19 protein-coding genes and 1 riboswitch are annotated in these 22,460 nt (G+C 66.4%); of the genes, 7 read left to right on the forward strand and 12 right to left on the reverse strand.

Annotated features, from left to right (window positions below):
• The first annotated feature begins 78 nt into the window (after positions 1-78).
• The gene (locus tag C693_RS0102805) at positions 79-1,269 is read left to right on the forward strand and encodes an OprO/OprP family phosphate-selective porin (protein ID WP_017460732.1); all 1,191 of its coding nucleotides are present in this window, start codon (positions 79-81) and stop codon (positions 1,267-1,269) included.
• Positions 1,270-1,444: 175 nt separating this feature from the next.
• On the opposite strand, the gene C693_RS0102810 is transcribed toward C693_RS0102805, so the two are convergent.
• The 3 genes from C693_RS0102810 to C693_RS0102820 form a co-directional block, all read right to left on the reverse strand.
• Positions 1,445-2,410: a DUF4105 domain-containing protein gene (locus tag C693_RS0102810; protein WP_198506823.1), complete on the reverse strand. Its 966-nt coding sequence runs from the start codon at positions 2,408-2,410 to the stop codon at positions 1,445-1,447.
• A 144-nt stretch (positions 2,411-2,554) separates the two neighbouring features.
• Complete coding sequence (locus tag C693_RS0102815; RefSeq protein ID WP_017460734.1) at positions 2,555-4,741, reverse strand: putative bifunctional diguanylate cyclase/phosphodiesterase; 2,187 nt, start codon at positions 4,739-4,741, stop codon at positions 2,555-2,557.
• A gap of 104 nt (positions 4,742-4,845) precedes the next feature.
• Positions 4,846-6,687 (reverse strand): chloride channel protein, encoded by a 1,842-nt coding sequence (locus tag C693_RS0102820; RefSeq protein ID WP_017460735.1) that lies wholly within the window; start codon positions 6,685-6,687, stop codon positions 4,846-4,848.
• Positions 6,688-6,822: 135 nt separating this feature from the next.
• Between C693_RS0102820 and C693_RS0102825 the strand changes: the two genes are divergently transcribed.
• Both C693_RS0102825 and C693_RS0102830 read left to right on the forward strand, forming a co-directional pair.
• On the forward strand, positions 6,823-7,935 hold the full coding sequence (locus C693_RS0102825; protein ID WP_083868215.1) for a sensor histidine kinase: 1,113 nt from the start codon (positions 6,823-6,825) through the stop codon (positions 7,933-7,935).
• Entirely contained in the window at positions 7,932-8,687 is a 756-nt protein-coding gene (locus tag C693_RS0102830) for a LytR/AlgR family response regulator transcription factor (RefSeq protein ID WP_026107131.1), read from the forward strand. Before C693_RS0102825 ends, C693_RS0102830 begins: the two co-directional genes overlap by 4 nt.
• 925 nt (positions 8,688-9,612) lie before the next feature.
• Here the strand turns inward: C693_RS0102830 and C693_RS0102835 are convergent.
• From C693_RS0102835 to C693_RS0102860, 6 genes are all read right to left on the reverse strand, one after another.
• Complete coding sequence (locus C693_RS0102835) at positions 9,613-10,137, reverse strand: DUF2846 domain-containing protein (protein WP_083868216.1); 525 nt, start codon at positions 10,135-10,137, stop codon at positions 9,613-9,615.
• A 147-nt stretch (positions 10,138-10,284) separates the two neighbouring features.
• Positions 10,285-10,683: a hypothetical protein gene (locus tag C693_RS0102840; RefSeq protein ID WP_017460739.1), complete on the reverse strand. Its 399-nt coding sequence runs from the start codon at positions 10,681-10,683 to the stop codon at positions 10,285-10,287.
• 131 nt (positions 10,684-10,814) lie between these two features.
• Positions 10,815-11,195, reverse strand: coding sequence for an MAPEG family protein (locus C693_RS0102845; protein ID WP_017460740.1), 381 nt, complete (start codon positions 11,193-11,195; stop codon positions 10,815-10,817).
• 141 nt (positions 11,196-11,336) lie between these two features.
• Complete coding sequence (locus C693_RS0102850) at positions 11,337-11,642, reverse strand: cupin domain-containing protein (RefSeq protein WP_017460741.1); 306 nt, start codon at positions 11,640-11,642, stop codon at positions 11,337-11,339.
• A gap of 339 nt (positions 11,643-11,981) precedes the next feature.
• The gene (locus C693_RS20970; RefSeq protein WP_043598395.1) at positions 11,982-13,181 is read right to left on the reverse strand and encodes a hypothetical protein; all 1,200 of its coding nucleotides are present in this window, start codon (positions 13,179-13,181) and stop codon (positions 11,982-11,984) included.
• 127 nt (positions 13,182-13,308) lie between these two features.
• Positions 13,309-13,755 (reverse strand): HIT family protein, encoded by a 447-nt coding sequence (locus tag C693_RS0102860; RefSeq protein WP_241762619.1) that lies wholly within the window; start codon positions 13,753-13,755, stop codon positions 13,309-13,311.
• Positions 13,756-14,088: 333 nt separating this feature from the next.
• Between C693_RS0102860 and C693_RS0102865 the strand changes: the two genes are divergently transcribed.
• From C693_RS0102865 to C693_RS0102875, 3 genes are all read left to right on the forward strand, one after another.
• Positions 14,089-16,056, forward strand: a complete 1,968-nt coding sequence (locus C693_RS0102865; protein WP_017460744.1) for a pyrroloquinoline quinone-dependent dehydrogenase — start codon at positions 14,089-14,091, stop codon at positions 16,054-16,056.
• A 188-nt stretch (positions 16,057-16,244) separates the two neighbouring features.
• Positions 16,245-18,293, forward strand: coding sequence for an NAD(+) synthase (locus C693_RS0102870; RefSeq protein ID WP_017460745.1), 2,049 nt, complete (start codon positions 16,245-16,247; stop codon positions 18,291-18,293).
• Positions 18,290-19,282: an L-threonylcarbamoyladenylate synthase gene (locus C693_RS0102875; RefSeq protein WP_017460746.1), complete on the forward strand. Its 993-nt coding sequence runs from the start codon at positions 18,290-18,292 to the stop codon at positions 19,280-19,282. The genes C693_RS0102870 and C693_RS0102875 overlap by 4 nt, the downstream gene beginning before the upstream one ends.
• 14 nt (positions 19,283-19,296) lie before the next feature.
• On the opposite strand, the gene C693_RS20975 is transcribed toward C693_RS0102875, so the two are convergent.
• Both C693_RS20975 and C693_RS0102885 read right to left on the reverse strand, forming a co-directional pair.
• Positions 19,297-19,674 (reverse strand): helix-turn-helix transcriptional regulator, encoded by a 378-nt coding sequence (locus C693_RS20975; RefSeq protein ID WP_017460747.1) that lies wholly within the window; start codon positions 19,672-19,674, stop codon positions 19,297-19,299.
• A gap of 117 nt (positions 19,675-19,791) precedes the next feature.
• Positions 19,792-20,430: an HAD family hydrolase gene (locus tag C693_RS0102885; RefSeq protein ID WP_017460748.1), complete on the reverse strand. Its 639-nt coding sequence runs from the start codon at positions 20,428-20,430 to the stop codon at positions 19,792-19,794.
• Positions 20,431-20,508: 78 nt separating this feature from the next.
• A riboswitch (yybP-ykoY riboswitch) is annotated at positions 20,509-20,685 on the forward strand.
• Positions 20,686-20,695: 10 nt separating this feature from the next.
• On the opposite strand from C693_RS0102885, the gene C693_RS0102890 reads away from it, so the two are divergent.
• Positions 20,696-21,274, forward strand: a complete 579-nt coding sequence (locus C693_RS0102890) for a TMEM165/GDT1 family protein (RefSeq protein WP_017460749.1) — start codon at positions 20,696-20,698, stop codon at positions 21,272-21,274.
• Positions 21,275-21,356: 82 nt separating this feature from the next.
• On the opposite strand, the gene C693_RS23545 is transcribed toward C693_RS0102890, so the two are convergent.
• Positions 21,357-22,097, reverse strand: coding sequence for a hypothetical protein (locus C693_RS23545; RefSeq protein WP_157798544.1), 741 nt, complete (start codon positions 22,095-22,097; stop codon positions 21,357-21,359).
• Positions 22,098-22,460 lie beyond the last annotated feature (363 nt).

Below are 22,460 nucleotides of genomic sequence, written 5' to 3' on the forward strand. Positions count from 1 at the left end.
GTCTGCGTCGCGGCCGAGTCTAGCCCCGCGGCGCATCCGTGCCACCACTGTCATACGCTGCATCGCAGGAGTCGTTCCATGAACAAGTCGGCGCTCGCCGTCGCCCTGGCCCTCGCCCTCGCCGCCCCGCTCTCCCGGGCCGCCGACCAGCCGAAGTACGACTTCCGCGACCACTTGCCCACGCATCTGGTGCTGGCCGACGGCACCGATCTCGGCGTCGCCTTCAAGTACCAGTACGACGTGGATCGCTTTTCCCGCGACAACGGTCGGCTGGCCGACGCGCAGACCAATCGCCGCAAGGAGCTCGGCGCCTACGTGCGCAGGAAGGGCGTGTACGACGCCATCGCGGTGTTCGACTTCCAGTCCAGGAACTGGCTCGACGTCTACGCGCGGGTGCAGAGCAAAGCCCTGTTCGGCCGCGATGTCGGCGCTCTGCGCGCCGGTTACAGCAAGACGCCGGTGGGCCTGGAAGGCAACACCGGCACCGGCGCCACCACCTTCCTGGAAACCGCGCTGCCGACCCAGGCGATCTATGCCGGGCGTCGCATCGGCCTGGACTGGGCGCTCGCCCGCAAGCACTGGCTGCTGAATGCCGGCTACTACTGGGCCGGCGACCTGCAGGGCGGCTCCGACGGCCGCATGACCGCGCTGCGCGCCGCCTGGACGCCGCGCAACGCGCCGGGCGACGTGCTGCACCTGGGCATATCCGCCTCGCGCGAAGATCCCCACGGCAGCACTGATGGCCGCGACATCTACACGCCGCCGGGCGCACGCCTGCGCGCGAAACCGGAAGCGGGCCTCACCACCGTGCGCCTGGTCGACTCCGGCACGCTGTCGCGGGTCGACCACATCGATCGCACCGGCCTGGAAGCGCTGTGGATCGGCGGGCCGTGGTCGCTGCAGGGCGAATACCTCGACGCCCGCGTGCGGCTCGACGACGGCCGGCCGACCTACCGTGGCCGCGGCTGGTACGCGTTCGGCAGCTGGGTGCTCACCGGCGAGTCGCGCAGCTACAAGGGCGGCACCGCCGGCGACGTGAAGCCCAAGGGCCCGTACGGCGCGGTGGAGCTGGCGCTGCGCTACAGCGAGCTGAACCTGGACGACGCGCCGGTGCTGGGCGGCGCGGAGCACAACTGGACGCTCGGCGCGAACTGGTACATCAACCGGTACCTGAAGCTGCAGGGCAACTATGTGCATGCGCACAGCGACCGCCGCGGACTGGTGGTGGATCCGGACATCGTCGAGGTGCGGGCGCAGATCGCCTTCTGAGCAAAGATGTCGCGCGTGGGCCTGAATACGCTGGATCCCGGCCTTCGCCGGGATGACGATGAGGGGTAGCGGGTTTGTGGTTCCCGAAGCGCCCTCCTCCTTCACTCCCGCGCCGCCGACTCTCGCGGCGCAAAGACGCACCGCATGGTGTTGCGGCATCGAGAAGCGCTCCCGCTCAGTCCGGCGCGCGGATCGCGTGCGAGAAATCCTCGCCCGGCCCCACCCGGCGCGCCTTGTCCGTGATGCGGGCCCGGGCGCGCTGCACCGCCTCCGGCTCGCGGGTATCGATGGCGTCGTGGTCGCGCAGGTAACCCTGCAGGTGGCCGGTGAGCAGCAGGCGGATGTCCATCGGCAGGCCGGGATTGATCTGCCGCGCCATGCGGTACACCAGCGTGGTGCAGTTGGAGGTCACGGTGTTGTAGAAGGCCGGCCGCCGGGCGAGCTGGTTGGCCGCCTCGACATAGGCGAGGAACAGCCGGCGCATGGTCGGACGCTCCAGCGTCATCGGATACAGGTAGTCGTCCTCGCCGCGCACGTTGGTGCGCACGCGCACGATGTCGTTCTCCTCGGCCGCCACCAGCACCGTCTCGAACTGCTTGAAGAACCCGCCGATGCTGGAGAATGCCTCGCCACGCTTCTTGCGGATCTCCACCGAGAACACCACGTGGCGGCCGTCGTCGAAGCCGAACGAGATCATCGCGTGGGCGATCGCCCGGCTGCTCCAGTACGACAGGATCGCATCGGCCGACACCAGATGGTCCAGGTCGTAGGTCTGCGTCTCCCAACGCACGTCGTAGTCGTCGTCGCGGCGCCAGGTGAAGTCGCGCACGTTGGTGAGGGTGACCCGGTTGCCGTGCACCTCGGCACGCAATAGCCGGGCGACATCGTCGGCCCAGACGCGGTCGTTGGAGGGACGGATCGTTCCCCACCACACCAGCAGCAGCGCGAAAGCAACCAGATAGGCCCCGATCGGCCAGCCACTGCGCCGGACCACCGCCAGCACCAGCAGGCCCAGCACCAGCATCGACCACAACACGCTGCCCAGCCCCCGGACGATCCCGCCACCCGGCAGGCGATACCACAGGGCCAGCGTGCCCCAGGCGCCACTGGCCACCAGCAGCAGCCCGCTAAGCAAGGTCATCGTGACGTGCATGGCACGACGCAGCCGGGACGAACCTGCGGATGGAACGGGCGGCGACGATTCGGTCATGCTCGCAGTCTAGTGCCTGGCCGCTCGTGCCCGCGCCGACCATCGTCCCTGCGCGAAGCCCGCCGGGCGGACGGCTCAGGCGTCCTGAAACGGCGTGTCCGTCGTGGCCGGAACCACGCACACCGGATGGGCGCGGTACCAGTCAAGAAACACGTCGGCGGGCATGGGATCGGCGTAAAGGTAACCCTGCACCACATCGCAACCCAGCTCGTCGAGGCATTCCGCCTGCTCGGCGCGCTCCACTGCCCCGGCGATCACGCGCATGTCCAGGCTGTGCGCCATGCCGATCACCGCGCCGACGATGGCGCGCGAGCCGCTGTCCTCGGGCAGGCCGGCCAGGAAGCTCGGGGCCAGCTTGATCGCCTCCACTGGCAGCCGGCGCAGGTAGGCCAGCGACGAATAACCCGTGCCGAAATCGTCGATGGACAGCGCCACGCCCAAGCGCCGCAACGAGTGCAGCAGCGACGTGGTGGCGGCGCCATGCTCCATCAGGCCGCTCTCGGCGATCTGCAGTTCGAGCAGCGCCGGCGCCAGGCCGGTGTCGGCCAGCACGCGCACCAGGAACAGCGGCAGTTGCGCATTGACCGCCTGGCGCGGCGACAGATTCACCGCCATGCGGAACGACGGCAGGCCGTCGGCCTTCCATTGGGCCAGTTGCCGCACCGCATGCTCCAGCACCCACTCGCCGATGGGCTCGATCAGTCCGGTTTCCTCCGCATAGGGGATGAAATGCTCGGGCATCGCATCCGGCTCGCCATCGGGCCAGCGCAACAGCGCTTCCACCGCCACCACGCGTCCGCTGCGCAGGTCGATCTGCGGCTGGTAGTGCAGCTCGAAGGCACCGTCCTGGATCGCGCGGCGCAGCTTCACGCCCAGCTGCAGCCAGGTGCTGGCCTGGTCGGTGAGCGAGCGGTTGTAGAAGCGGCAGTCGCCCGCCCCGGACTGCTTGGCCCGGTCCAGCGCCGCATCGGCATTCCTGAGCAGCGTGGCGCCGTCGCGCCCGTCCACCGGGAAAAGGCTCACGCCGATGCTGGCGCCGACCACCACCTCGCCACCCTCCAGCGGGTACGGCTCGGACAAGGCGCGCTGGATGCGTCCGGCGGTGGCCGACACGCTCATCGCGGTGACGTTGCTGGCCAGCAGCACCGCGAACTCGTCGCCGCCCAGATGGGCGATGAGGTCATGCTCGGGCACGGCGTCGCCGAGGCGCTTGGCGGCTCCCTGCAGCAAGAGGTCGCCGGCGGCGTGGCCCAGGCTTTCGTTGACGCGCTTGAAGTTGTCCAGGTCCACCGCCAGCAGCGCCAGCGGCGAGGCGTTCGCCTGGCCGGTGAGCTGGTCCAGCCGGAACTGCAGCATGCGGCGGTTCGGCAGGCCGGTCAGCGCGTCATGGTGGGCCAGGTGCTCGAGGTCGCGGGTGCGCCGCTCCACCGCCCGTCGCAGCGACAGGCCCCACAGCAGCAGCGCCACGCCAAGACCGATCGCCACCAGCAAGGCGTAGCCGACGATGCGCATGTACGGCGCAAAGTCCTGCCGCTGCCCCATCCACTTCCTGCGCAGCGCCTCGCGCTCGGCGGGCGTGATCATCGCCATGCCGCGTTCGACCAGCGCCAGTGTCTGCGTGTTGCCCTTGCGCACGCCGCGGCGGAACTCGTCGGTGTAGAAGTCGAACGCCTTCACGAAGCGCGTGTCGCCCTGCAGCCGGTACAGGTAGTACGCTGCGGGCAGCTCGTCCATGCAGAAGATGCGGATGTCCAGCCGCTGCGCCGCGCCGATGATGTCGGCGTAGCCCGGGTATTCGTGCAGCGAGTCCACGCCGGCGCGGTGCAGCCGGTCCACGCAGGCATCGCCGCGCTCCACCCCCACGTTGAAGCCGGACAGCGCGTCCGGGCCGTCGATGCCGGTGATGCCCGCATCCACGTAGACCCCCACGTGCACGGTGGCGAACGGCTCGGTGAAGTCGTACAGCGCCTCGCGCTCCGGCGTGCGGAAGATCATGTCGATCACATCGGCCTGGCCGGATTGCAGACGCTGCTGGGCATCGGCCCAGTCGGTGGCCACCAGCTCGACATGCACGCCGGTCTTCTTCTCCCACAGCTTCCACTCGTCCACGACGTAGCCGCGCGGCTGGCCGTCGGGGCCGAGGAACAGGTACGGCGGGTAGTTGTTGTCGCCCACCACGCGCAGCACCTTGCCTGCCGCCGTCAGGGGCAGCAGCAGAAGCAACACCACGATCAGGCAGTACCAGGCCGGCTTTGCAGTCACCACGATTCCTTCGTCGGAGATTGCTCCGGGCCCAACCCCCACGCCGGCCCGCCAGATGCCTGAGCATCCTCCAGTTGCCCGCGCGCAGGCAACTGGAACATCTGTCAGCCCGCCGGGCGCAGATGCCGGCTTCGCTCGCGAGCCTCGCGCAGCCGCCGGCCATGGGCCTGGAGCAGGTCGCCGCGGGTGAGGATGCCGACCATCCGCGTGGCGTCCCCGGCGCCCAGCACGAGCAGCCGGCCCACCCCGGCGGTCACCATGTGATCGGCCGCCTCGCGCAGGCTGTTGTCCTCGCGCACGGCCAGCGGCGGACGCGTAACCAGGCTGCCCACGCGGGCGGTGTCGGGCACCGTGGCATCGAACAGGTTGCGCCGGGTCAGCACGCCGATCGCGTGCCCCTGCGCGTCGACCACCGGAAAGCCCTGGTGGCGCGAGATGTCCTCGCCGCGGGCCAGCCAGGCGCGCAGATCGGCCATGGTCTGGTCGGCACGCAGGGTCACCACCTCGCGCGTGCACGCCTCGCCCACCGCGATGCGGTCCAGCGGATCGGCGCTGTAGTCCGAGGGCACCCGCACGCCGCGGCGCACGATCTTCTCGGTCATGATGGTGTTGCGCATCATCAGCCCGGACACCAGGTAGGCCGCGGCGCAGGCACCGAGCAGCGGCAGCAGGCCGTGCGGCTGCAGCGTGGTCTCGAAGGCGAACACCACCGAGGTGAGGAAGGCGCGCGAGGCGCCGGCAAAGATCGCCGCCATGCACACCAGTGCGGCCATGCGCGGATCCACATGCAGCCACGGCATCGCCTGCGCCACCCCCAGGCCGATCGCCCCGCCCAGCGTGCTGCCGATGGTGAACAGTGGCGCCAGCGTGCCGCCGGATGTGCCGCTGCCCAGCGCGATCGACCACGAGGCGAGCTTGGCCACGCACAGCACCAGCAGGGCCGACACGCCGAACGTGCCGCCGATCGCAGCGGTGATGTTGGCGTAGCCCACGCCCAGCGTCAGCGGCTGGAAATGGCCGATGACGCCCACCGCCAGCCCGCCCAGCGCCGGCCACCACATCCAGTGGATCGGCAGCTTCTCGAAGGCGTCCTCGATGCCGTAGCAGAGCCTGGTGATGCCGACGCCGACCACGCCGATCAGCGCACCCAGCAGCACGTAGACCGCCAGCGCCGCGGGTGCGGCCGCGGCCACGTCGGGCATCGGGAACATCGGCCCGCTGCCCTCCAGCACGTAACGCACGCCGGTGCCGACGAATGCCGCCAGCGCCACCGGGATCAGCGAACGCGCACGACGTTCGAACAGCAGCAGCTCGATCGACAGCAGCACCGCCGACACCGGCGCGGCGAACACTGCCGCCATGCCGGCGGCGGCGCCGGCGGCGAGCAGCGTCTTGCGTTCGTCGGCGGTGACGTGGGCGAGCTGGCCGAGCAGGGAGCCGAGCGCACCGCCGGTGGCGATGATCGGCCCCTCGGCGCCGAACGGCCCGCCGGTGCCGATGGCGACAGCCGAGGACACCGGCTTGAGCCAGGTCATGCGCGGCGGGATGCGGCTCTCGTTGAGCAGGATCTGCTCCATCGCCTCGGGGATACCGTGGCCGCGGATCGCCCGCGAGCCCCAGCGCGCCATCACGCCGACGACCAGCCCGCCGATCACCGGCACCGCGATCACCCACGCGCCGAGGCGATGCCCCGCCGGGCTGACCAGCGAGGTGCCCCATTGGCCATAGAACGCCAGGTGGGTGATCGCGCCGATCAGCGCAGTGAGCCCGCGTGCCACGCCGGCCACCACGGCACCGAGCGTCATCGCGGCCAGCGCGATGCCGACGATGCGCCGGTCGAGCGGCCGAAAGCGGCGCGGCAAGTGCGCCTCGGCCAGGGTCGGGTCCAGCGAAGGCGCAAGCGGAATCGCCGCACGCGAATGCGGTGCGGAAACGTGGTCGGTCATGGGAGTTCGCGAAGCAGCGAAGAGGCGGCGCAAGGCTACGCGGATCGAAGCGTCGTAGCTGGCTGGAAAATGAACGGGGTGGCGGCCGGCGCGACAGCACGCTATCAATAGCCGCTGCCCAGCCGCCGAGCCTCCATGTCCGCCGCTCCCACCGAACGTCCCATGCGCCTGATCCTGCTGAGCCGGCCGCGCTGGCTGCTGGCCTATTTCGCCGGCTGGACCTTCATCGGCGGGTGGCTGGGCACCAACGTGTGGATCAGCCAGCGCGACAACCCCGGCGCGGTCGCCTGGCACTACTACACGTGGGAACTGAGCAGCGCGCTGGTGATCGGCGCGCTGGCGCTGGCGGTGGGCTGGTTCGAATCGCGCTGCAGGATCACCGGCCCCGGCGCCTGGCGGCGCATGCTGGTGCACCTGCCGGCGGCGGTGGTGTTCTCGCTGGTGCACGTGGCCATCATCGTGGCGATCCGCAAGGCGGTGTACGCGGCGATGGGTTCGTCGTACGAGTTCGGCGAGGTGTGGATCGGGCTGGTCTACGAGTTCCAGAAAGACCTCATCACCTACCTCAGCCTGGTCGTCGCCTGCGCCCTGATCCGCACCATCCGCGAGCGCCGCCGGCAGCAGCTGGACGAGCTGGAGCTGCGCCGCGCGCTGAGCGAGGCGCGGCTGGCGCACCTGTCGGCGCAGATCGAGCCGCACTTCGTGTTCAACACGCTCAACGCCATCTCCAACCGCATCTACGAGGACGTGCCCGCCGCCGACCGGATGATCGTGGCGCTGTCCGACCTGCTGCGCGCGGCGATGACCGCCGACGGCTCGGAGTTCGTGCGCATCGCCGACGAGATGCACTGGCTGCGCGCCTACACCGCACTGATGGCCGAGCGGCAGCCCGGCCTGCTGCAAGTGGACATCACCGTGGACGAGGGGCTGGAAGCCATGCGCCTGCCGCGCCTGCTGCTGCAGCCGCTGGTGGAGAACGCCTTCCGCCACGGCCTGCGCAACGGCCGCGGCCGGCTCACCGTCAGCCTGCGTCGCGACGGCGAGCAACTGCATTGCCGCGTGGAAGACGACGGCGTCGGCTTCGCCGCCGATGCCCAACCTGGCGTGGGGCTGGCCAACGTGCGCGAACGCCTCGCCCTGCTCTACCCCGATCGCCACCACTGGCAGATCGGCTCCGGCGCGCAGGGCGGCACCGCGGTGGACATCACCCTGCCGCTGGAACCGTGGACGGCGGAGCCGGCCGCATGACCCTGCGCCTGGCCATCGTGGAAGACGAGGCGCCTGCCCGCGCGCGGCTGCGCCGCCTGCTGGGCGAGCACCAAGACGTCGAAGTGGTGCTGGAAGCCGACACCCTGCCCGCCGCCCTAGCCAGCCTGCCGGACGCCAACGCCGACGCGCTGTTCCTGGATATCGCACTGGGCGAGTCCACCGGCTTCGACCTGCTCGACCGGTTGCCGCCCCCATGGCCACTGCTGGTATTCGCCACCGCCTACCACGAGCACGCGCTGCGCGCGTTCGAGGTCGCCGCGGTCGACTACCTGCTCAAACCCTTCGACGCCTCGCGCCTCGCCGCCACGCTCGACCGCCTGCGCGCCCGCCTCGCCGACACCGATCCGCTGCCCGCCGAAGAAGACCTGCGCCGCCTGCACGCCGCCATGCCCACCCCCGCGTTCAACCCGGCACCGCTGGTGATCACCGAACGCGGCCAGCGCGTGGTGGTGCCGCTGGACGAAGTGACCCACCTGGTCGGCAGCGGCAACTACGTGGAACTGCACACCCCGCAACGCAGCTATCTGATGCGCGCCACCCTCACCCAACTGGCCAGCCAGCTGCACCCCGCGCAGTTCCTGCGCGTGCACCGCAGCTACCTGGTCCGCGCCGACCAGATCGCCGCGCTCACGCCGCGGGGGCATGGGGATGCGGAACTCACGTTGCGCGACGGGACCACGGTGATGGTGAGTCGGAGGTTTCGGGAGGCATTGCCGGAGGGGTTGCGGTAGGGGCGGCGCTCGTTCCGAGGCAATCGACCGACCGGATTTAATTAGCCACGTCCCCCTTAATTAGAGATGTGCGCTGCGTGTCGGTAAGCCTTGAGCAGAACCCTTGAGATTCTACGAAGGGATTCTGATACGACCTCTCAACAAACCTGGATTGAGACGACTTGCCGCCCTCCAATTGCTTTAGGTTGACGTAGCAACGATCTTCATCGGAGTTAAGTTCTACCAAATAATATTTTCCGACTTCTGGCTGAAAAGACATTGCAAGGATGCATGACTTTACCGTAAGTCCAGCAAACCCCTGACTCAAACTAAGCCGCTGAAACGCAAATGTCGCCGGGTGATCTGTGGTCACTCTTGTCGCCAGTGATCCCCCTGGATTCACGGACCCAACAGATTCTGGTTTAGTGCATTTTTCAACCCCATCGAAATAGACCGCACCAAGCTGTTCGCCAGTCTGGTTTTCTATCTTGATTTGCGCGCTGCCGTTCCCTGTTGGAGCAACATAAACTTTGCCGCAACCACCTATCACTGACATTGCCAAACACGCGCCAAACAGTACTAGAACTCTCATCCCCATCCTCTTTCCTTTGCGATGTCTTAAAGGCCGGCGTTTCGCAAACTTATGTCAATAAGCGAGAGAGCGCACCCCTCGTCCGTGACGATGATTATATAACCCATCTTGCCAAGACAAGGACAAGGTACAATCTATCAAGATCCCTCCTCGAAAAATCGACCCCCCTGTTTTTATCCAATTAAGTGAACCTGACCCCGTTTTGCTTTCGGACTGAACATATTCCGGGATGAAAGTGTGTTCCCACAGCGACTGCTTATTGAAAAGTCGACTCTGACCCCTGTTTTTGGCCCGTCCCTCGCCATCATTCCCGCGAAATCGGGAATCCCCCCTGCTCTTCGCTCATGATTGAGCTTAATTAGCCACGCCCCCTTTTCCCAATTCTTTTATCTCGCTGAACTTACTAAAGGATACGAGCCTGCTATTCGGGTCTAATGGCCTGTCTACCAGGAAGCTCTTGGTCAAATATTTGGACATAAGCTGCCCGACCACGCCAAAGTTCCAACCGGCGCCCTTCGTCATCATGTCGCAGGCCAGGTAAAGCGTTTCACCCGCCGTGAGGGAGATCTGACGCTTCTCGGAAAAATTCTTGTATGGCTGTTCCGGCTGGCAATAAGCCTCGTAGTTGCCTGGAGGCAGATCGACAACGAAATACTCGTCTTTTTGTGTCGAGCCGATGTCATATCCGTCTATGAACACAGGGCCCACTTGATGAACACTCCGCAACTTCACGCCTTTCATGACGCCAGCGCTTACATAAACCCGGCTCAAACCGCCATCAAGCGGAGGCAGTGTCGAAATCCTCGCGCGCACCGGCGGCTGCGATGCACATCCACTCATGGCCACAAGAGCGACAAACAACACTTGAAAACGCTTCATCACACCCCCCGATCATCTATGGTTGCTTAAAAAAGTGTATTGCCTGCAGAAAGACGACGTGACCAATTAATCCAAGCATACAACCGCCCACTAGACTTCGCCCGCATTTAATTAGCCACGCCCCCACTTTATCCCGTTCTTATCAGATCAAACGGGTGGCCATAGCCAAATATCGATACCCCGCTCCTTGAGCAGCGCCATGACACCAGGCAGCGTGTACTGCTGCCAGGGAATGGAGTCTTCAGGGTCTGACGGCCTTCGGTACTCACCGTTGTCGAAATGCAAGTACACCTGATAGGCAAAACCCGCGTAGTCGAAGCCGTGAGCGTCAAGGCTCACGAGATTGTTCATCGCGACATCGGCATCCGCATACGAAAGCTCACCGCGGACAAATTCCAGGGCGACGTACTTGGCGATGAGGTCGTCTGCCGCAGCCCGCGACAGCGATTCCTGCGCACGGTAGGCAGCGATGTTTTCGGCAAGGACATCGGGTGATGCCTCGACGGACATCAGCAGGCCGACGACGGAAGCGAGCTCCAAGGTCATGACTTACACGCTGTACCCGATCGAAAAATAAGAATGTCGGCGGGGTTCGACCCTCACCAGAGCAAGGTTTAGACGACCAAGACCCTGCTGCCATCGAGAGCGCCAACTCTGCCTCTTGTCCCGGGTGCTGCCTAGATCATCGGCAACGCCATCATCAAAAGACCGAACATGCCGACCAGCCAAACCAGGGATCGCAGCCAGGGGACACCGCTGACGTAGGCCAGCACGTAGACGACCCGGGCGACGAGAAAGACCAGCGCGCCCTGAGCCTCGGCCTCCTGGCTGGTTCCTCTCGTGAGGGCCAGCAGCGACAGGGAAATGAAGATCGGCAAGGCCTCCAGAAGATTGTTCTTCGCCCGATCCAACCTTGCCGCGATCACGGAGGGTTCGGGCTGAACGTCGCGGTTGCCAACGATGCCTTTGAGGTCAAACCTGAAGCGCGAGGTCTCCTGCAGGAAGATCTGCGCGACGTATAGAGCGAGCACGAGAAGAATGATGGTCGTCAGGTGCACTCGATAGCCTCCAGTAACTTCGCCCAACAGCAAAAGTGTCAGAGTGCGGCTTCACCACCATTGCTCATCGAAAAGCCGACTCTGACCCCTGCTTTTGTCCCCTGAGTTAAGCCGCGAAGCGGCGACGGCTTCGAAGGATTGCTAAGCCCCGCTGTCGATGATGACGAGCGTGCCATGGCTTCCTTCTGCCACGGCGTGCGGCACGCCGGCCGGCACGATGTATACCTCGCCGGGGCCTACGCGTGTTACCGCGTCACCAAACTGCAGATTCATCTGTCCGTCCAGAACCAGAAGCGCCTCATCGAACGGATGGGATTCGTTCGGATAGGCCTGGCCGTCCATTCGCACCACCTTGAAGTTGGCACCGGCAGGCCGGCCAACCACATGCGACCGCCAGGCTTCCGGGAGCGAGGATGCGAGGGCGACAAGATTTGTGTGTTCGGCCATGGGGAGACTCCTTGTAAGGCCTGACGCTGGAACTAAACGGCGGCAGAGCCGCCCGCCCTGAATGACTGGCAGGGGCGACTACCTGAGAAGACAGCGGCAGTTTCTGAGCTAAGAAGCACCCCTGCATTTAGGGCGATCTCCAAAGCAAACAGGAGCATTTCACCAGCTTCTCTCGTCGAAAAGTCGACTCTGACCCCTGTTTTAGATATGCCGAGAACGGCGTGCCAGTCAAGAACTCTGGCATAGCCATGAACGCTTGTTCGAATATCAATGAAATTCCCCTGCCTGGCCTAACGCTTGAACTGAGCGACGGCGGAGCCGTCCGACTCGAATGATTTGTTAGCTGCCCGCCGGGCCATCCAAGCTCATTCGTAGCCCCGGGTAGTATGTAGTTACAGGGTTATCAACGGAATCCGGATCGTCGAGGGCCCGGCGCACCTGACTTGCAATCTCCGAACGGTAGGTGTCTATCTTTGGAACAAGCGAATAAATGTCGCTTGTATCAATGCGGATGGTGCGAACTTGGTTTAGATCGAATGGAACCCGGTCAGCGCTGCGAATGAGCTGGACAACGGGCAGTCGCATGGCGTGCCTCAGCGCAAGCTCGTAGAACACGTTGGGGTTGTGGAAAGAGAGGTCAGCGATAACCAACCGAGACTTAAGTAAATACTCAATGATCTGTCGGGTGATGGTGCCCGGCTTATCGATAGCGTCGGCCCGGATCACTTTAAGGTGAAATTGCTCCAATGCTGGCTCTACTATAGAACCCAGAAACAAGTCGGAGTGACGCCGTTGCTCAGAATCATCTTCCCCGATGGGCGTAACGTAGAAGCATATTGATTCAAACTGAGCATGCTCTGCTGTTATGAGCGCGCCGCTAGGCCGATTGTGCTGCAACGACAAAGTACCTGCCGGTAGATTATTTGCTTGACGGGGAGATGAAGGAAGCGAATCCAGAAGATGTTCGACTGTGACAATTCGTTCCGCCCCCGAGAGCGTTTGAAGAAGACCAACGTAGCGAAGATTGACGATGAAGGTGTCTACTGCCTCCTCAGCGAGTTCAGCTGGAACGCCAAACTCCTTCGCCGCATCCGTCAAAGCGGCTCTTGCCGGGAGTTTATTGGTAACAAATCGTTCGTATAGCTTCGCAAATGGCTCGATGTCTTCAATCGCGAGCTTTACGCGCGCCCTAGTTTGTTCGCGCTTACTGACGTCGTCATCTGCTGCCTTTTGTCCATCTGGGGTCAGCTTAAGCTGCTCCGCTTGATAGCCACCTTCAATTAGGCCGTATTTGTTCGCGTTAATGATAAGTTGACGACTCGCACCACTTTCAGGTGACTTACCCAAATTATCGAACAAGCTTAGGCGACGAACTGGCTGGCCGCTTCCGAACTTGAGCACGGCTTGTGCGAAATCGATGGCCTCTTCAAAGGGCGAGGCTGGAAATGGGCGTTGTGCGCGTTTTTTCCGCTCCGTCACTGCCTTTTCAACCTTGAGATTCGCTTCGTCGATCGGCGTGCTCTTCGTTTTCCTTGGCATGGAATCACCTTTAAGTTGACGTGGCAGTTAACGCTGGAACTAAGCGACGGCGGAGCCGTCCACCTTAGACGAGCGAAAATAGGGGTCAGAGTGCACTTTAACGAATCTCGGCATCCTTTTTTTCGTCCTAGTGAAGCGCAGCCCGAAGACTGGCTGCCAGGTCGATGCGCTCCTCAGTGGTGTAGGGCACCTTCTTCCCCCCATGCAGCCCATCCTCCGAGTACCGCGGAAACACATGCAGATGAAAATGCCAAACATCCTGATCACCAGCCGGCCCGTTGTGCTGGCGAGTTGAGATCCCCTCGCACTGGAAGACATCCCGCATCGCCTGCGCCAGCCGACGCGTGGCACGAAAGAAGTCAGCGCCAAGGCTGTCCGGGATATCCAGCACGTTCTCGTAGTGCGCCCGCGGGATCAACAGGCAGTTGCCCTTGATCCCGCCGTAGTGGTGCGTCGGCACGAGGGCGTAGACGTTGTCATCCACCAGCACAACGGCTGATTCCGGCGCTGGCGACGGAAGCGATGCAGCGATGCCGCAGAACGGACACGCGTATCCGGCGGGAGCGTGCTTCATGAGGCTTGGCGCCGAGCGTCTTGGAAATGAAGTGTCATCCTGCCGCCTACTCCCTCAAGCTCCGCGCACTGTGCGCGGCACTTCCCTGATCAAATCGACGACGCGATCTGCTGATGTCGTCGGTTCGCATGGTCTTGCGCTTTCCCCATGCCGGGTGTCACCCGGCTCCCGGATCGTTCCACGCGTCTCCATGGGGCACAAGTGCGAGAGCTGTGTTCGCCAACCTGATGCGCGGACCCGCCCACACCATCCCCCATCCCACTCGCCCCAAACCGCTTGCCCCGCCCCACCCCGCCCGCGACCCTGCGCCCACTGTCACAGGGAGCGTCATCCATGCGTGGTTCCACCTTCATCCTCGCCGCCGCCGTCGCCGCCCTGCTCGGCGGCTGTTCCAGTCACGCCGCGGTGGACGTGCCACCGCTGGATGCCGCCGCGCATGCGTTCCAATGGTCCGCCTGGGGTGGCGATGCGGGCGGCAGCCGGTTTGCGCCGCTGAAGCAGATCACCCCGGCCAACGTGGCGGCGCTGAAGCCGGCGTGGACCTTCCACACCGGGGCACTGGCCAAGGGCTGGGAAACCGAGGGCAAGCTCACCTTCGAGGCGACGCCGCTGTTCGTGGACGGCACGCTGTACTTCAGCACCGCCACCGGTGAGGTGTTTGCGCTGGATGCGGCCACCGGCACGCAGCGCTGGAAGTACGACGCGCATGTCGACGGCAGCGAGGACCGTTCCGAACTGGCCTCGCGCGGCGTCACCTGGTGGCGCGACCCGACCGCGGCGGCCGGCAGCGCCTGCGCCACACGCATCTTCTTCGGCACCGTCGACGCGCGGCTGATCGCGCTGGATGCGGCCACCGGCCAGCCCTGCGAGGGCTTCGGCGAGCACGGCCAGCTGCAGCTCTCCGCGCACCTGCTGCGCGATTCCTCCAAGGGCGATTACGAGTTCACCTCGCCGCCGGCAGTGGATGGCGACACGTTGATTCTCGGGTCGTCGATCGGCGACAACTGGTCGGCCGCCAACGCGCTGGGCGTGGTGCGCGCGTTCGACGCCCGCACCGGCGCGCTGCGCTGGCACTGGGATCCGGTGGAGCGCACCGCCGAGGCCGGCGACCCGGAGGCCAAGCCCTACCCCACGTGGGATGGCGCGGCCAATGCCTGGGGCGTGTTCTCGGTGGACGCGGCGCGGCACCTGGTGTTCATCCCCACCGGCTCGGCCAGCCCGGACCCGTACGGCGGCGAGCGCCCCGGCGACAACCACTGGGCCAACTCCCTGGTGGCGCTGGATACGGCCACCGGCAAGCTCGTATGGGCGCGCCAGCTGATCCACCACGACGTGTGGGACTACGACCTGGCCGCGCAGCCGATGCTGGTGGACCTCAAGCGCGACGGGCAGAGCATCCCGGCGGTGATCCAGCTGACCAAGACCGGCCAGGTGTTCGTGTTCCGCCGCGACGACGGCACGCCACTGTTCGACATCACCGAGAAGCCGGTGCCGCAGGACGGCGTGCCGGGCGAGAAGCTGTCGCCGACCCAGCCGTTCTCGGCCCTGCCCTCGCTGGTGCGCAACGGGCCGGTGACGCCGGCCGACGCGCACGGTCTCACCTTCTGGGACCGCAACCGCTGCCGCGCGCTGATCGGTTCGCTGAAGAGCGAGGGCATCTTCACCCCGCCCAGCCTGCAGGGCACCATCGAGATGCCCAGCTACGCCGGCGGCGTGAACTGGGGCTCCGGCGCGTGGGACCCGGCCACGCAGACCCTGGTGACCAACGTCAACGACCTGCCGATGCAGGTGCAGCTGCTGCCGCGCGAGGAGTGGCTGCGGCAGATCAAGGCCGGCGGCGAAAAGGGCTGGGAGTACGCCCGCATGAAGCACACGCCGTACGGCATGCGCCGCCGCGTGCTGCAGTCGCCGCTGGGCGCGCCGTGCATCGCCCCGCCGTGGGGCCGGGTGGTGGCCCTCAACCTCGGCACCGGCAAGCTGGACTGGTCGATCCCGCTGGGCACCGGCAAGCACAAGGCGCCGTGGCCGATCTCGATCAAGGGCATGCCGGGCATGGGCGGGCCGCTGATGACGGCGAGCGGGCTGGTGTTCATCGCCGCGTCCACCGATGGCTACCTGCGCGCGCTGGACCGCACCACCGGCAAGGAGCTGTGGCGCGCCGAATTGCCCGCACCGGGCATGGCCACGCCGATGACCTACGCGGTGGGCCACCGGCAGTACGTGGTGATCGCGGCGGGTGGGCACGGCAAGCTGGATACCGGGCGCAGTGACGCGCTGGTGGCGTTCAAGTTGCCGGAGTGAGGGTTGGACGCGGGTACTTGAGAGAAAAGGCGCTGGATGACCGGCTGCGCCGTTGTGAAGCTCCTCCGGCCTTCGCCGGGATGACGACGTTGTGGGACGTGGCGGCGTGGGGGCGCGGCGGCCCGGCTCGGGTTCGCGGCACCGCCGAAACCACGTAGCATTCGCGGATGCCCTTCCGGGAGCCGTGCATGCCCTCCGATTTCGACTCGCCCTACCGCCACGGATTCGTCCGACTCGCCGCGGCCGTGCCGGCCGTGAGGCTGGCCGATCCGGCGGCGAATGCCGAGCGGACCATCGCGCAGCTGCGCGAGGCGGCGGACCAGGGCGCGGCGGTGGTGGTGTTCCCCGAGCTGGGCCTGTCCGGCTACAGCCTGGACGACCTGGCCCAACAGGACGCCCTGCTCGACGCCAGCCTGGCCGCGCTGGACGCGGTGCGCGAAGCCACCACCCGGCTGCTGCCGCTGGTCTTCGTGGGCCTGCCGCTGCGGCTGGAGGGCCAGCTGTTCAACGTGGCGGTGGCGCTGCAGGGCGGCGAGCTGCTGGGCGTGGTGCCCAAGCGCTACCTGCCCAACTACCGCGAGTTCTACGAAGCGCGCCAGTACACCGCCGGCAGCCACGCGATCGCCGATACCGCCGTGGTGCTGGGGCGCGAGGTGCCGTTCGGCAGCGACCTGATCTTTGCCGCCGCCTCCCACCCGCAGCTGCGCGTGCATGCGGAGATCTGCGAGGACATGTGGGTACCGGTGCCGCCGAGCACCTGGGCGGCGCTGGCCGGCGCCACCGTGCTGGTGAACCTGTCGGCCAGCAACGTGACCGTGGGCAAGGCCGACTATCGCCGCCTGCTGGCCGAGAGCCATTCGGCACGCTGCCTGGCCGCGCACGTCTACACCTCGGCCGGTGCGGGCGAATCGACCACGGATCTGGCCTGGGACGGCCAGGCGATCATCGCCGAGAACGGCACGGTGCTGGCCGAGTCCGCGCGCTTCCAGCCGGACGACCACCTGCTGCTGGCCGACGTGGACCTGGAGCGGCTGGTGCAGGAACGCTCGCGCATGACCAGCTACAACGACCAGGTGCGCGACCTGCAGCCGCAGCTGAAGGCGATGCGCCGGGTGGCGTTCGCGTTCCGCGCGCCGGTGCTGGCCGACACCCATCTGCGCCGCCCCGTGCCGCGCTATCCCTACGTGCCATCGAACCCGGCCACGCTGGACCAGCGCTGCTACGAAGCAATCAACATCCAGGCGCACGGCCTGATCCAGCGCATCCGCGCCACGGCGGCCGAGCGCGTGGTGATCGGCGTATCCGGCGGGCTGGATTCCACCCTCGCCCTGCTGGTGGCAGTGGAGGCTTTCGACCGGCTCGGCCTGCCGCGGGCGAACATCCTCGCGTACACCATGCCCGGCTTCGCCACCAGCTCGCAGACGCTGGAACAGGCGCACACGCTGATGCGCGCGCTGGGCGTGAGCGGCGAGGAGATCGACATCAAGCCCTCGTGCCGGCAGATGCTGGCCGACCTCGGCCATCCGTTCGCGAAGGGCGAGAAGGTCTACGACATCACCTTCGAGAACGTGCAGGCCGGCGAGCGCACCTCGCACCTGTTCCGCCTGGCCAACCGGCACCACGCCTTCGTGCTGGGCACCGGCGACCTCAGCGAGCTGGCGCTGGGCTGGTGCACCTACGGCGTGGGCGACCACATGTCGCATTACAACGTGAATGCCTCGGTGCCGAAGACGCTGATCCAGTACCTGATCCGCTGGTTCGCGCAGGGCGGCCGCCACGACGACGCCACCCGCGCGGTGCTGGAGGCGATCGCCGGCACCACCATCTCGCCCGAGCTGGTGCCCGCCGATGCCGACGGCGCGCTGCAGGACACCGAGGCCCACGTCGGCCCGTACCCGCTGCAGGACTTCACCCTGTACTACCTCACCCGCTTCGGCTTCCGCCCGAGCAAGATCGCCTACCTCGCCCACCAGGCCTGGGGCGATGCGACACGCGGCGAGTGGCCCGCGCTGGTGCCCGACGACCGCCGCCCGGCCTACACGCTGGGCGAAATCAAGCACTGGATGGCGCTGTTCCTGAGACGCTTCTTCGCCGCGCAGTTCAAGCGCAGCGCGGTGCCCAACGCACCCAAGGTCGGCGGCGGCGGCTCGCTGTCGCCGCGCGGCGACTGGCGCATGCCCAGCGACGCCGTGCCCGATGCCTGGCTGCGCGACCTGGACGAGAACGTGCCGGCATGAAGCTGCGTCCGCTGAGCGACGAGCAGCCGACGAAGATGCCCGGCAAGCGGCAGCTGGCCCAGGCGGCCAAGGCGCTGCGCGCCGGCAAACTGGTGGCGTTCCCCACCGAGACGGTCTACGGACTGGGCGCGAACGGGCTGGATCCGCAGGCGGTGGCGCGCATCTTCGAGGTGAAGCGGCGGCCGCGCACCAGCCCGCTGATCCTGCACGTGGACAGCATCGCCGCCGCGCGCGAGCTGGTCACCGGGTGGCCGGAAGCCGCGCAGCGGCTGGCCGAGGCGTTCTGGCCCGGTCCGCTGACGCTGGTGTTGCCGCGTCGCGACATGGTGCCGGACATCGTCACCGGCGGCGGTACCCACGTCGGCGTGCGCATGCCCAGCCATCCGGTCGCGCTGGCCCTGCTCGCCGCGGCCGGGGTGCCGGTGGCCGCGCCCAGCGCCAACCGTTTCACCCAGATCTCGCCGACCACCGCCCAGCATGTCCGCAGCGGACTCGGCGCCGACGTGGACGTGATCCTCGACGGGGGCGCCTGCACGGTCGGCATCGAGTCCAGCGTGCTGGCGCTATACGACGATGGGCCGGTGTTGCTTCGGCCCGGCGGCATCAGCCGCGAGGCGATCGAGGCGGTGATCGGCCAGCCGGTGGCATTGCCCGGCCAGGCGCCGGCGAAGGGCGCGGTGCACGCCGCGCCCGGGATGCACTTCCGCCACTACAGCCCCCGCACCATGACTCTCACCGCGCATCCGGCGATGTCGGTGCCCAGCGGCACCGGTGCCCTGCTCACCTATCGGCCCGGCCATTACGAACATCTGCCGGTGATGCATCTGCAGGTGATGCCCGACCAGCCGGTGGCCTACGCGCAGCGCCTGTACGCGGCGCTGCACGAACTGGACGCGCATGGCTACGACTGGATCGCGATCGATCTGCCGCCGGACACGCCGGACTGGGCCGCGGTGCGCGACCGCCTGAAGCGCGCCATCGCGCACTGACCCGAAGCGGCGCCTCAGCGCCGGTTGATCACCGCCAGCAGCTCGCCGACCGTGCAGTGGGATTCCACCGCATGGCGCAGCGGAGCGTCATGAATCACCGCGTAGCGATTGCGCCGGCCCTCGCGCTGGCGCTGCAGCACGCCGGCCTCTTCCAGCTCGGCCACGATGCGCAGCACCGCACGCTCGGTCACGCCGACGCGGGCCGCCACGTTTTTCAGCAGCATGGTCGGATCGGCCGACAGGCAGAACAGCACGTGCGCGTGGTTGCTGAAAAAGGTCCAGCCGGATACCGGCCTGGCGGACGCTTCGGCCGGAGCGGGATGATCCGGCGATCCCTCGCGACCAGGCGCTTGCGTGGTGGAAGAGGACGCGTTGCCTTTGTTGGCTGACATAGTTCGCTGGTTTCCATGCCCCGATTGGGGAGATCCGCAGGTCCGAACGACCGACCCGACGACTCGCCGCCGCCACTGTAGCCTGCCCGGTCTTTCGCGGTCGCGTATTGCCTGGCGTCAATCCCGGAGCAAACTGCCAGCAGAGACTCGGCTCGCGCTCCGCCGCCGCGCAGTGCGCCAGCGGTACACCGGATGGTGGGCCAGCGCGAGCAGCTCGCGATCTTCCGCGGTGTCGCCGTAGGCGTGCACCGAACCGTAATCGTCCAGGCGGAATCGCTCAAGCACCCGCGTCGCCTTCGCGGGGCCGGCGCAGTCGCCGCCACGGTACCTGCCGGTGAGCATCGAACCGTCGGTCTCCAGCTCGCTGCAGATCAGTTCCAACCCCTGCGTCCGGCACCACGGCACGAGATAAGCGTCGAGCGAGGCCGAGACCACCACGACCCGGTCGCCGCGCCCCTGGTGCCAGGCGATACGCGCCATCGCCTCGGGGCGCAGCACGTGCGGCAGCCGTTCGCGCGCGTACCGCGCGCCCAGGGCATGGATCCGGGATACCTTCCGGCCGGCAAGCACGTGGGCGGTGACCCGGCTGCGCACCGCCACCGCGGAGATCAGGCCGAGCTTGTAGCCCAGCCACGGCCACAGCAGTCGCCGCCAGGCACGACGCTTCACCGCGGCCGTGCTGGCGTACTGCAGGAACGGGGTGTAGGTGTCGCCGGTGGTGATCGTGCCGTCGAAATCGAACAGGGCGAGATCCATGCGCGTCCGGTCGTCCGTGGAAATGGCGTGCAGCTTACGCGATCGGTCGCGGCGGGTTCGCAGGCGGAAGCGGCTCGGCTATCATGCGCGAGTCATTGGGGAGTAGCCGCTCTTCGTCGCACGAAGAGGCCCGCGTCAACACACTTGGCCCACCGGCCATGGCGCAGGCAGCCCATCCGCCTGGCAAGACCTTTGACCACACGCCTCCGACTGCGGCCGGGGAGGCGTGTGGTCAATCGTCTTCGTCCGGCCCGGGAAATCATCCATGGAAGCTCTCCTCGTCTCCGCCGGCGTCGTCGCCCTCGCCGAAATCGGCGACAAGACCCAGCTGCTCGCCTTCATTCTCGCCGCCCGCTTCAAGAAGCCGCTGCCGATCATCGCCGGCATCCTCTGCGCCACTCTCGTCAATCATGGTCTGGCCGGCGCGCTGGGTGCGTGGATCACCTCGGTGCTGAGCCCGCAGGTGTTGCGCTGGGTGCTCGGCCTGTCGTTCGTCGGCATGGCGGTGTGGACGATGATCCCGGACAAGATCGAGGAAGAGGAAACCCGGGTCGCCAAACGCGTGGGCGTATTCACCGCCACCGTGGTCACCTTCTTCCTGGCCGAGATGGGCGACAAGACGCAGATCGCCACCGTGGCGATGGCCGCGCACTTCCAGCAGCCGCTGCTGGTGGTCGCTGGCACCACGATCGGCATGCTGATCGCCGACGTGCCGGCGGTGTTCATCGGCGACCGGCTGGCCGCGAAGATCCCGATGAAGCTGGTGCACTCGATCGCTGCGGCGATCTTCGCCGCGCTGGGCATCGCCACCCTGCTGGGCGCGGGCGCGAAGCTGGGGTTCTAGGGTTTGCCGTCCGTGCCTGCGTGAGCCGGCGAAACGGATCGCCCAGATCGATCAGGGGTGCCCGGGGACTGTAGCCCGGGCCTCATCGCGGGCCTCCGCAATCGGCGCCCTGCGGTCCGTCGACCGAGCCCGGCCGGCGCAGGCGGCACATGTCTGAATGGAGTGCCGGCCAGTCCTCTCTCTCCGCAAGGCCGTTTTTCACGAAGGAGACGATCGCTCTTCCTTCCCGTTCGGTCATCGCCTCGGCCGTCTCTCCGTTTCTCCCATGTCGCCATACTGTCCAGATGGCGCCAAGATCCCCGTCAATCCGGACGACCGCGGTATGGAATTGATCGTCGCGTCCGCCAAATACCATCGCGGCGCAGACCATCACCGCCTGCCCGTCTCTCTGGGGCAGAGGTTGGCGTGGCTTCCCATCGTCGCGGCAATTGGCGCCGCCAGGGAAGCTGGCAATCCGCAAGCGGCGCAGATCCAGCAGCCGAAAGCGATCACCGGGAAGTGCCTGCTGGATGGCTGACCATGGGTTGTCACACACCGCCCGTGCCCATTCGCGGGTCAGCAGTGGGCACACCTTTGGTTGCCCCGTGTGCGCGTCATTCCAACCGTAGGTCCGCACCACCACGGAGAGGCGGTCGATGGCCAATGGCGCTCCGGGATCCCTCGACTTGCGCAGAAATTGTTTCAACGCATTCGCAGCCGTTTCGCGGTCGCGTCGCCGGTCCAGCGAGAATGACTGACTTCGGTAGGCGTAATCCTCGAGGGCAACAAATGGGAGCGTCAATGTGTGCTGCGCGATCGATACGTGAACGTCGGTAGAGAGCAAACCGACATCGACACCGGTCGTTGAACGTTCGTCGCTCCCGCACGAAGAGAGGGCAATGCAAAGGCCAGGCAACAGCATGGCTCGGAGGACTACCCGGATCACGCCACGACCCTGACGCCGCCCGAATCTTGTCATCGTCATCGCCTTTTACTCGCACGCAGTCATCGGCTGCTCGATGGAGCCCATCATGGCAAGCGAGTTGGCGACGGGATGCGGCAATGATGGCGATCTGGCGCGGCATCCTGAATTTGCAGGGGTAGTTGCCCATTCCAGACATGGAGTGATCGTCCTGCCTGATCGCGCACGTTTCGCTTTTTTCAGCGGGCAGACCCTATCGGCAGCCCGGCGAAACCGGGCGATGGT

It is taken from the genome of Dyella ginsengisoli LA-4, assembly GCF_000334915.1.
In the GTDB taxonomy this organism is placed as follows: Bacteria; Pseudomonadota; Gammaproteobacteria; order Xanthomonadales; family Rhodanobacteraceae; genus Dyella_A; species Dyella_A ginsengisoli_A.

What these genes read in the sequence shown, in the direction of transcription:
- C693_RS0102805 (WP_017460732.1), top strand. Translation starts at nt 79, where the DNA reads ATGAACAAGTCGGCGCTCGCCGTCGCCCTGGCCCTCGCCCTCGCCGCC.
- C693_RS0102810 (WP_198506823.1), bottom strand. Translation starts at nt 2,410, where the DNA reads ATGACCTTGCTTAGCGGGCTGCTGCTGGTGGCCAGTGGCGCCTGGGGC.
- C693_RS0102820 (WP_017460735.1), bottom strand. Translation starts at nt 6,687, where the DNA reads ATGACCGACCACGTTTCCGCACCGCATTCGCGTGCGGCGATTCCGCTT.
- C693_RS0102825 (WP_083868215.1), top strand. Translation starts at nt 6,823, where the DNA reads ATGTCCGCCGCTCCCACCGAACGTCCCATGCGCCTGATCCTGCTGAGC.
- C693_RS0102830 (WP_026107131.1), top strand. Translation starts at nt 7,932, where the DNA reads ATGACCCTGCGCCTGGCCATCGTGGAAGACGAGGCGCCTGCCCGCGCG.
- C693_RS0102835 (WP_083868216.1), bottom strand. Translation starts at nt 10,137, where the DNA reads ATGAAGCGTTTTCAAGTGTTGTTTGTCGCTCTTGTGGCCATGAGTGGA.
- C693_RS0102840 (WP_017460739.1), bottom strand. Translation starts at nt 10,683, where the DNA reads ATGACCTTGGAGCTCGCTTCCGTCGTCGGCCTGCTGATGTCCGTCGAG.
- C693_RS0102850 (WP_017460741.1), bottom strand. Translation starts at nt 11,642, where the DNA reads ATGGCCGAACACACAAATCTTGTCGCCCTCGCATCCTCGCTCCCGGAA.
- C693_RS20970 (WP_043598395.1), bottom strand. Translation starts at nt 13,181, where the DNA reads ATGCCAAGGAAAACGAAGAGCACGCCGATCGACGAAGCGAATCTCAAG.
- C693_RS0102860 (WP_241762619.1), bottom strand. Translation starts at nt 13,755, where the DNA reads ATGAAGCACGCTCCCGCCGGATACGCGTGTCCGTTCTGCGGCATCGCT.
- C693_RS0102865 (WP_017460744.1), top strand. Translation starts at nt 14,089, where the DNA reads ATGCGTGGTTCCACCTTCATCCTCGCCGCCGCCGTCGCCGCCCTGCTC.
- C693_RS0102870 (WP_017460745.1), top strand. Translation starts at nt 16,245, where the DNA reads ATGCCCTCCGATTTCGACTCGCCCTACCGCCACGGATTCGTCCGACTC.
- C693_RS0102875 (WP_017460746.1), top strand. Translation starts at nt 18,290, where the DNA reads ATGAAGCTGCGTCCGCTGAGCGACGAGCAGCCGACGAAGATGCCCGGC.
- C693_RS20975 (WP_017460747.1), bottom strand. Translation starts at nt 19,674, where the DNA reads ATGTCAGCCAACAAAGGCAACGCGTCCTCTTCCACCACGCAAGCGCCT.
- C693_RS0102885 (WP_017460748.1), bottom strand. Translation starts at nt 20,430, where the DNA reads ATGGATCTCGCCCTGTTCGATTTCGACGGCACGATCACCACCGGCGAC.
- C693_RS0102890 (WP_017460749.1), top strand. Translation starts at nt 20,696, where the DNA reads ATGGAAGCTCTCCTCGTCTCCGCCGGCGTCGTCGCCCTCGCCGAAATC.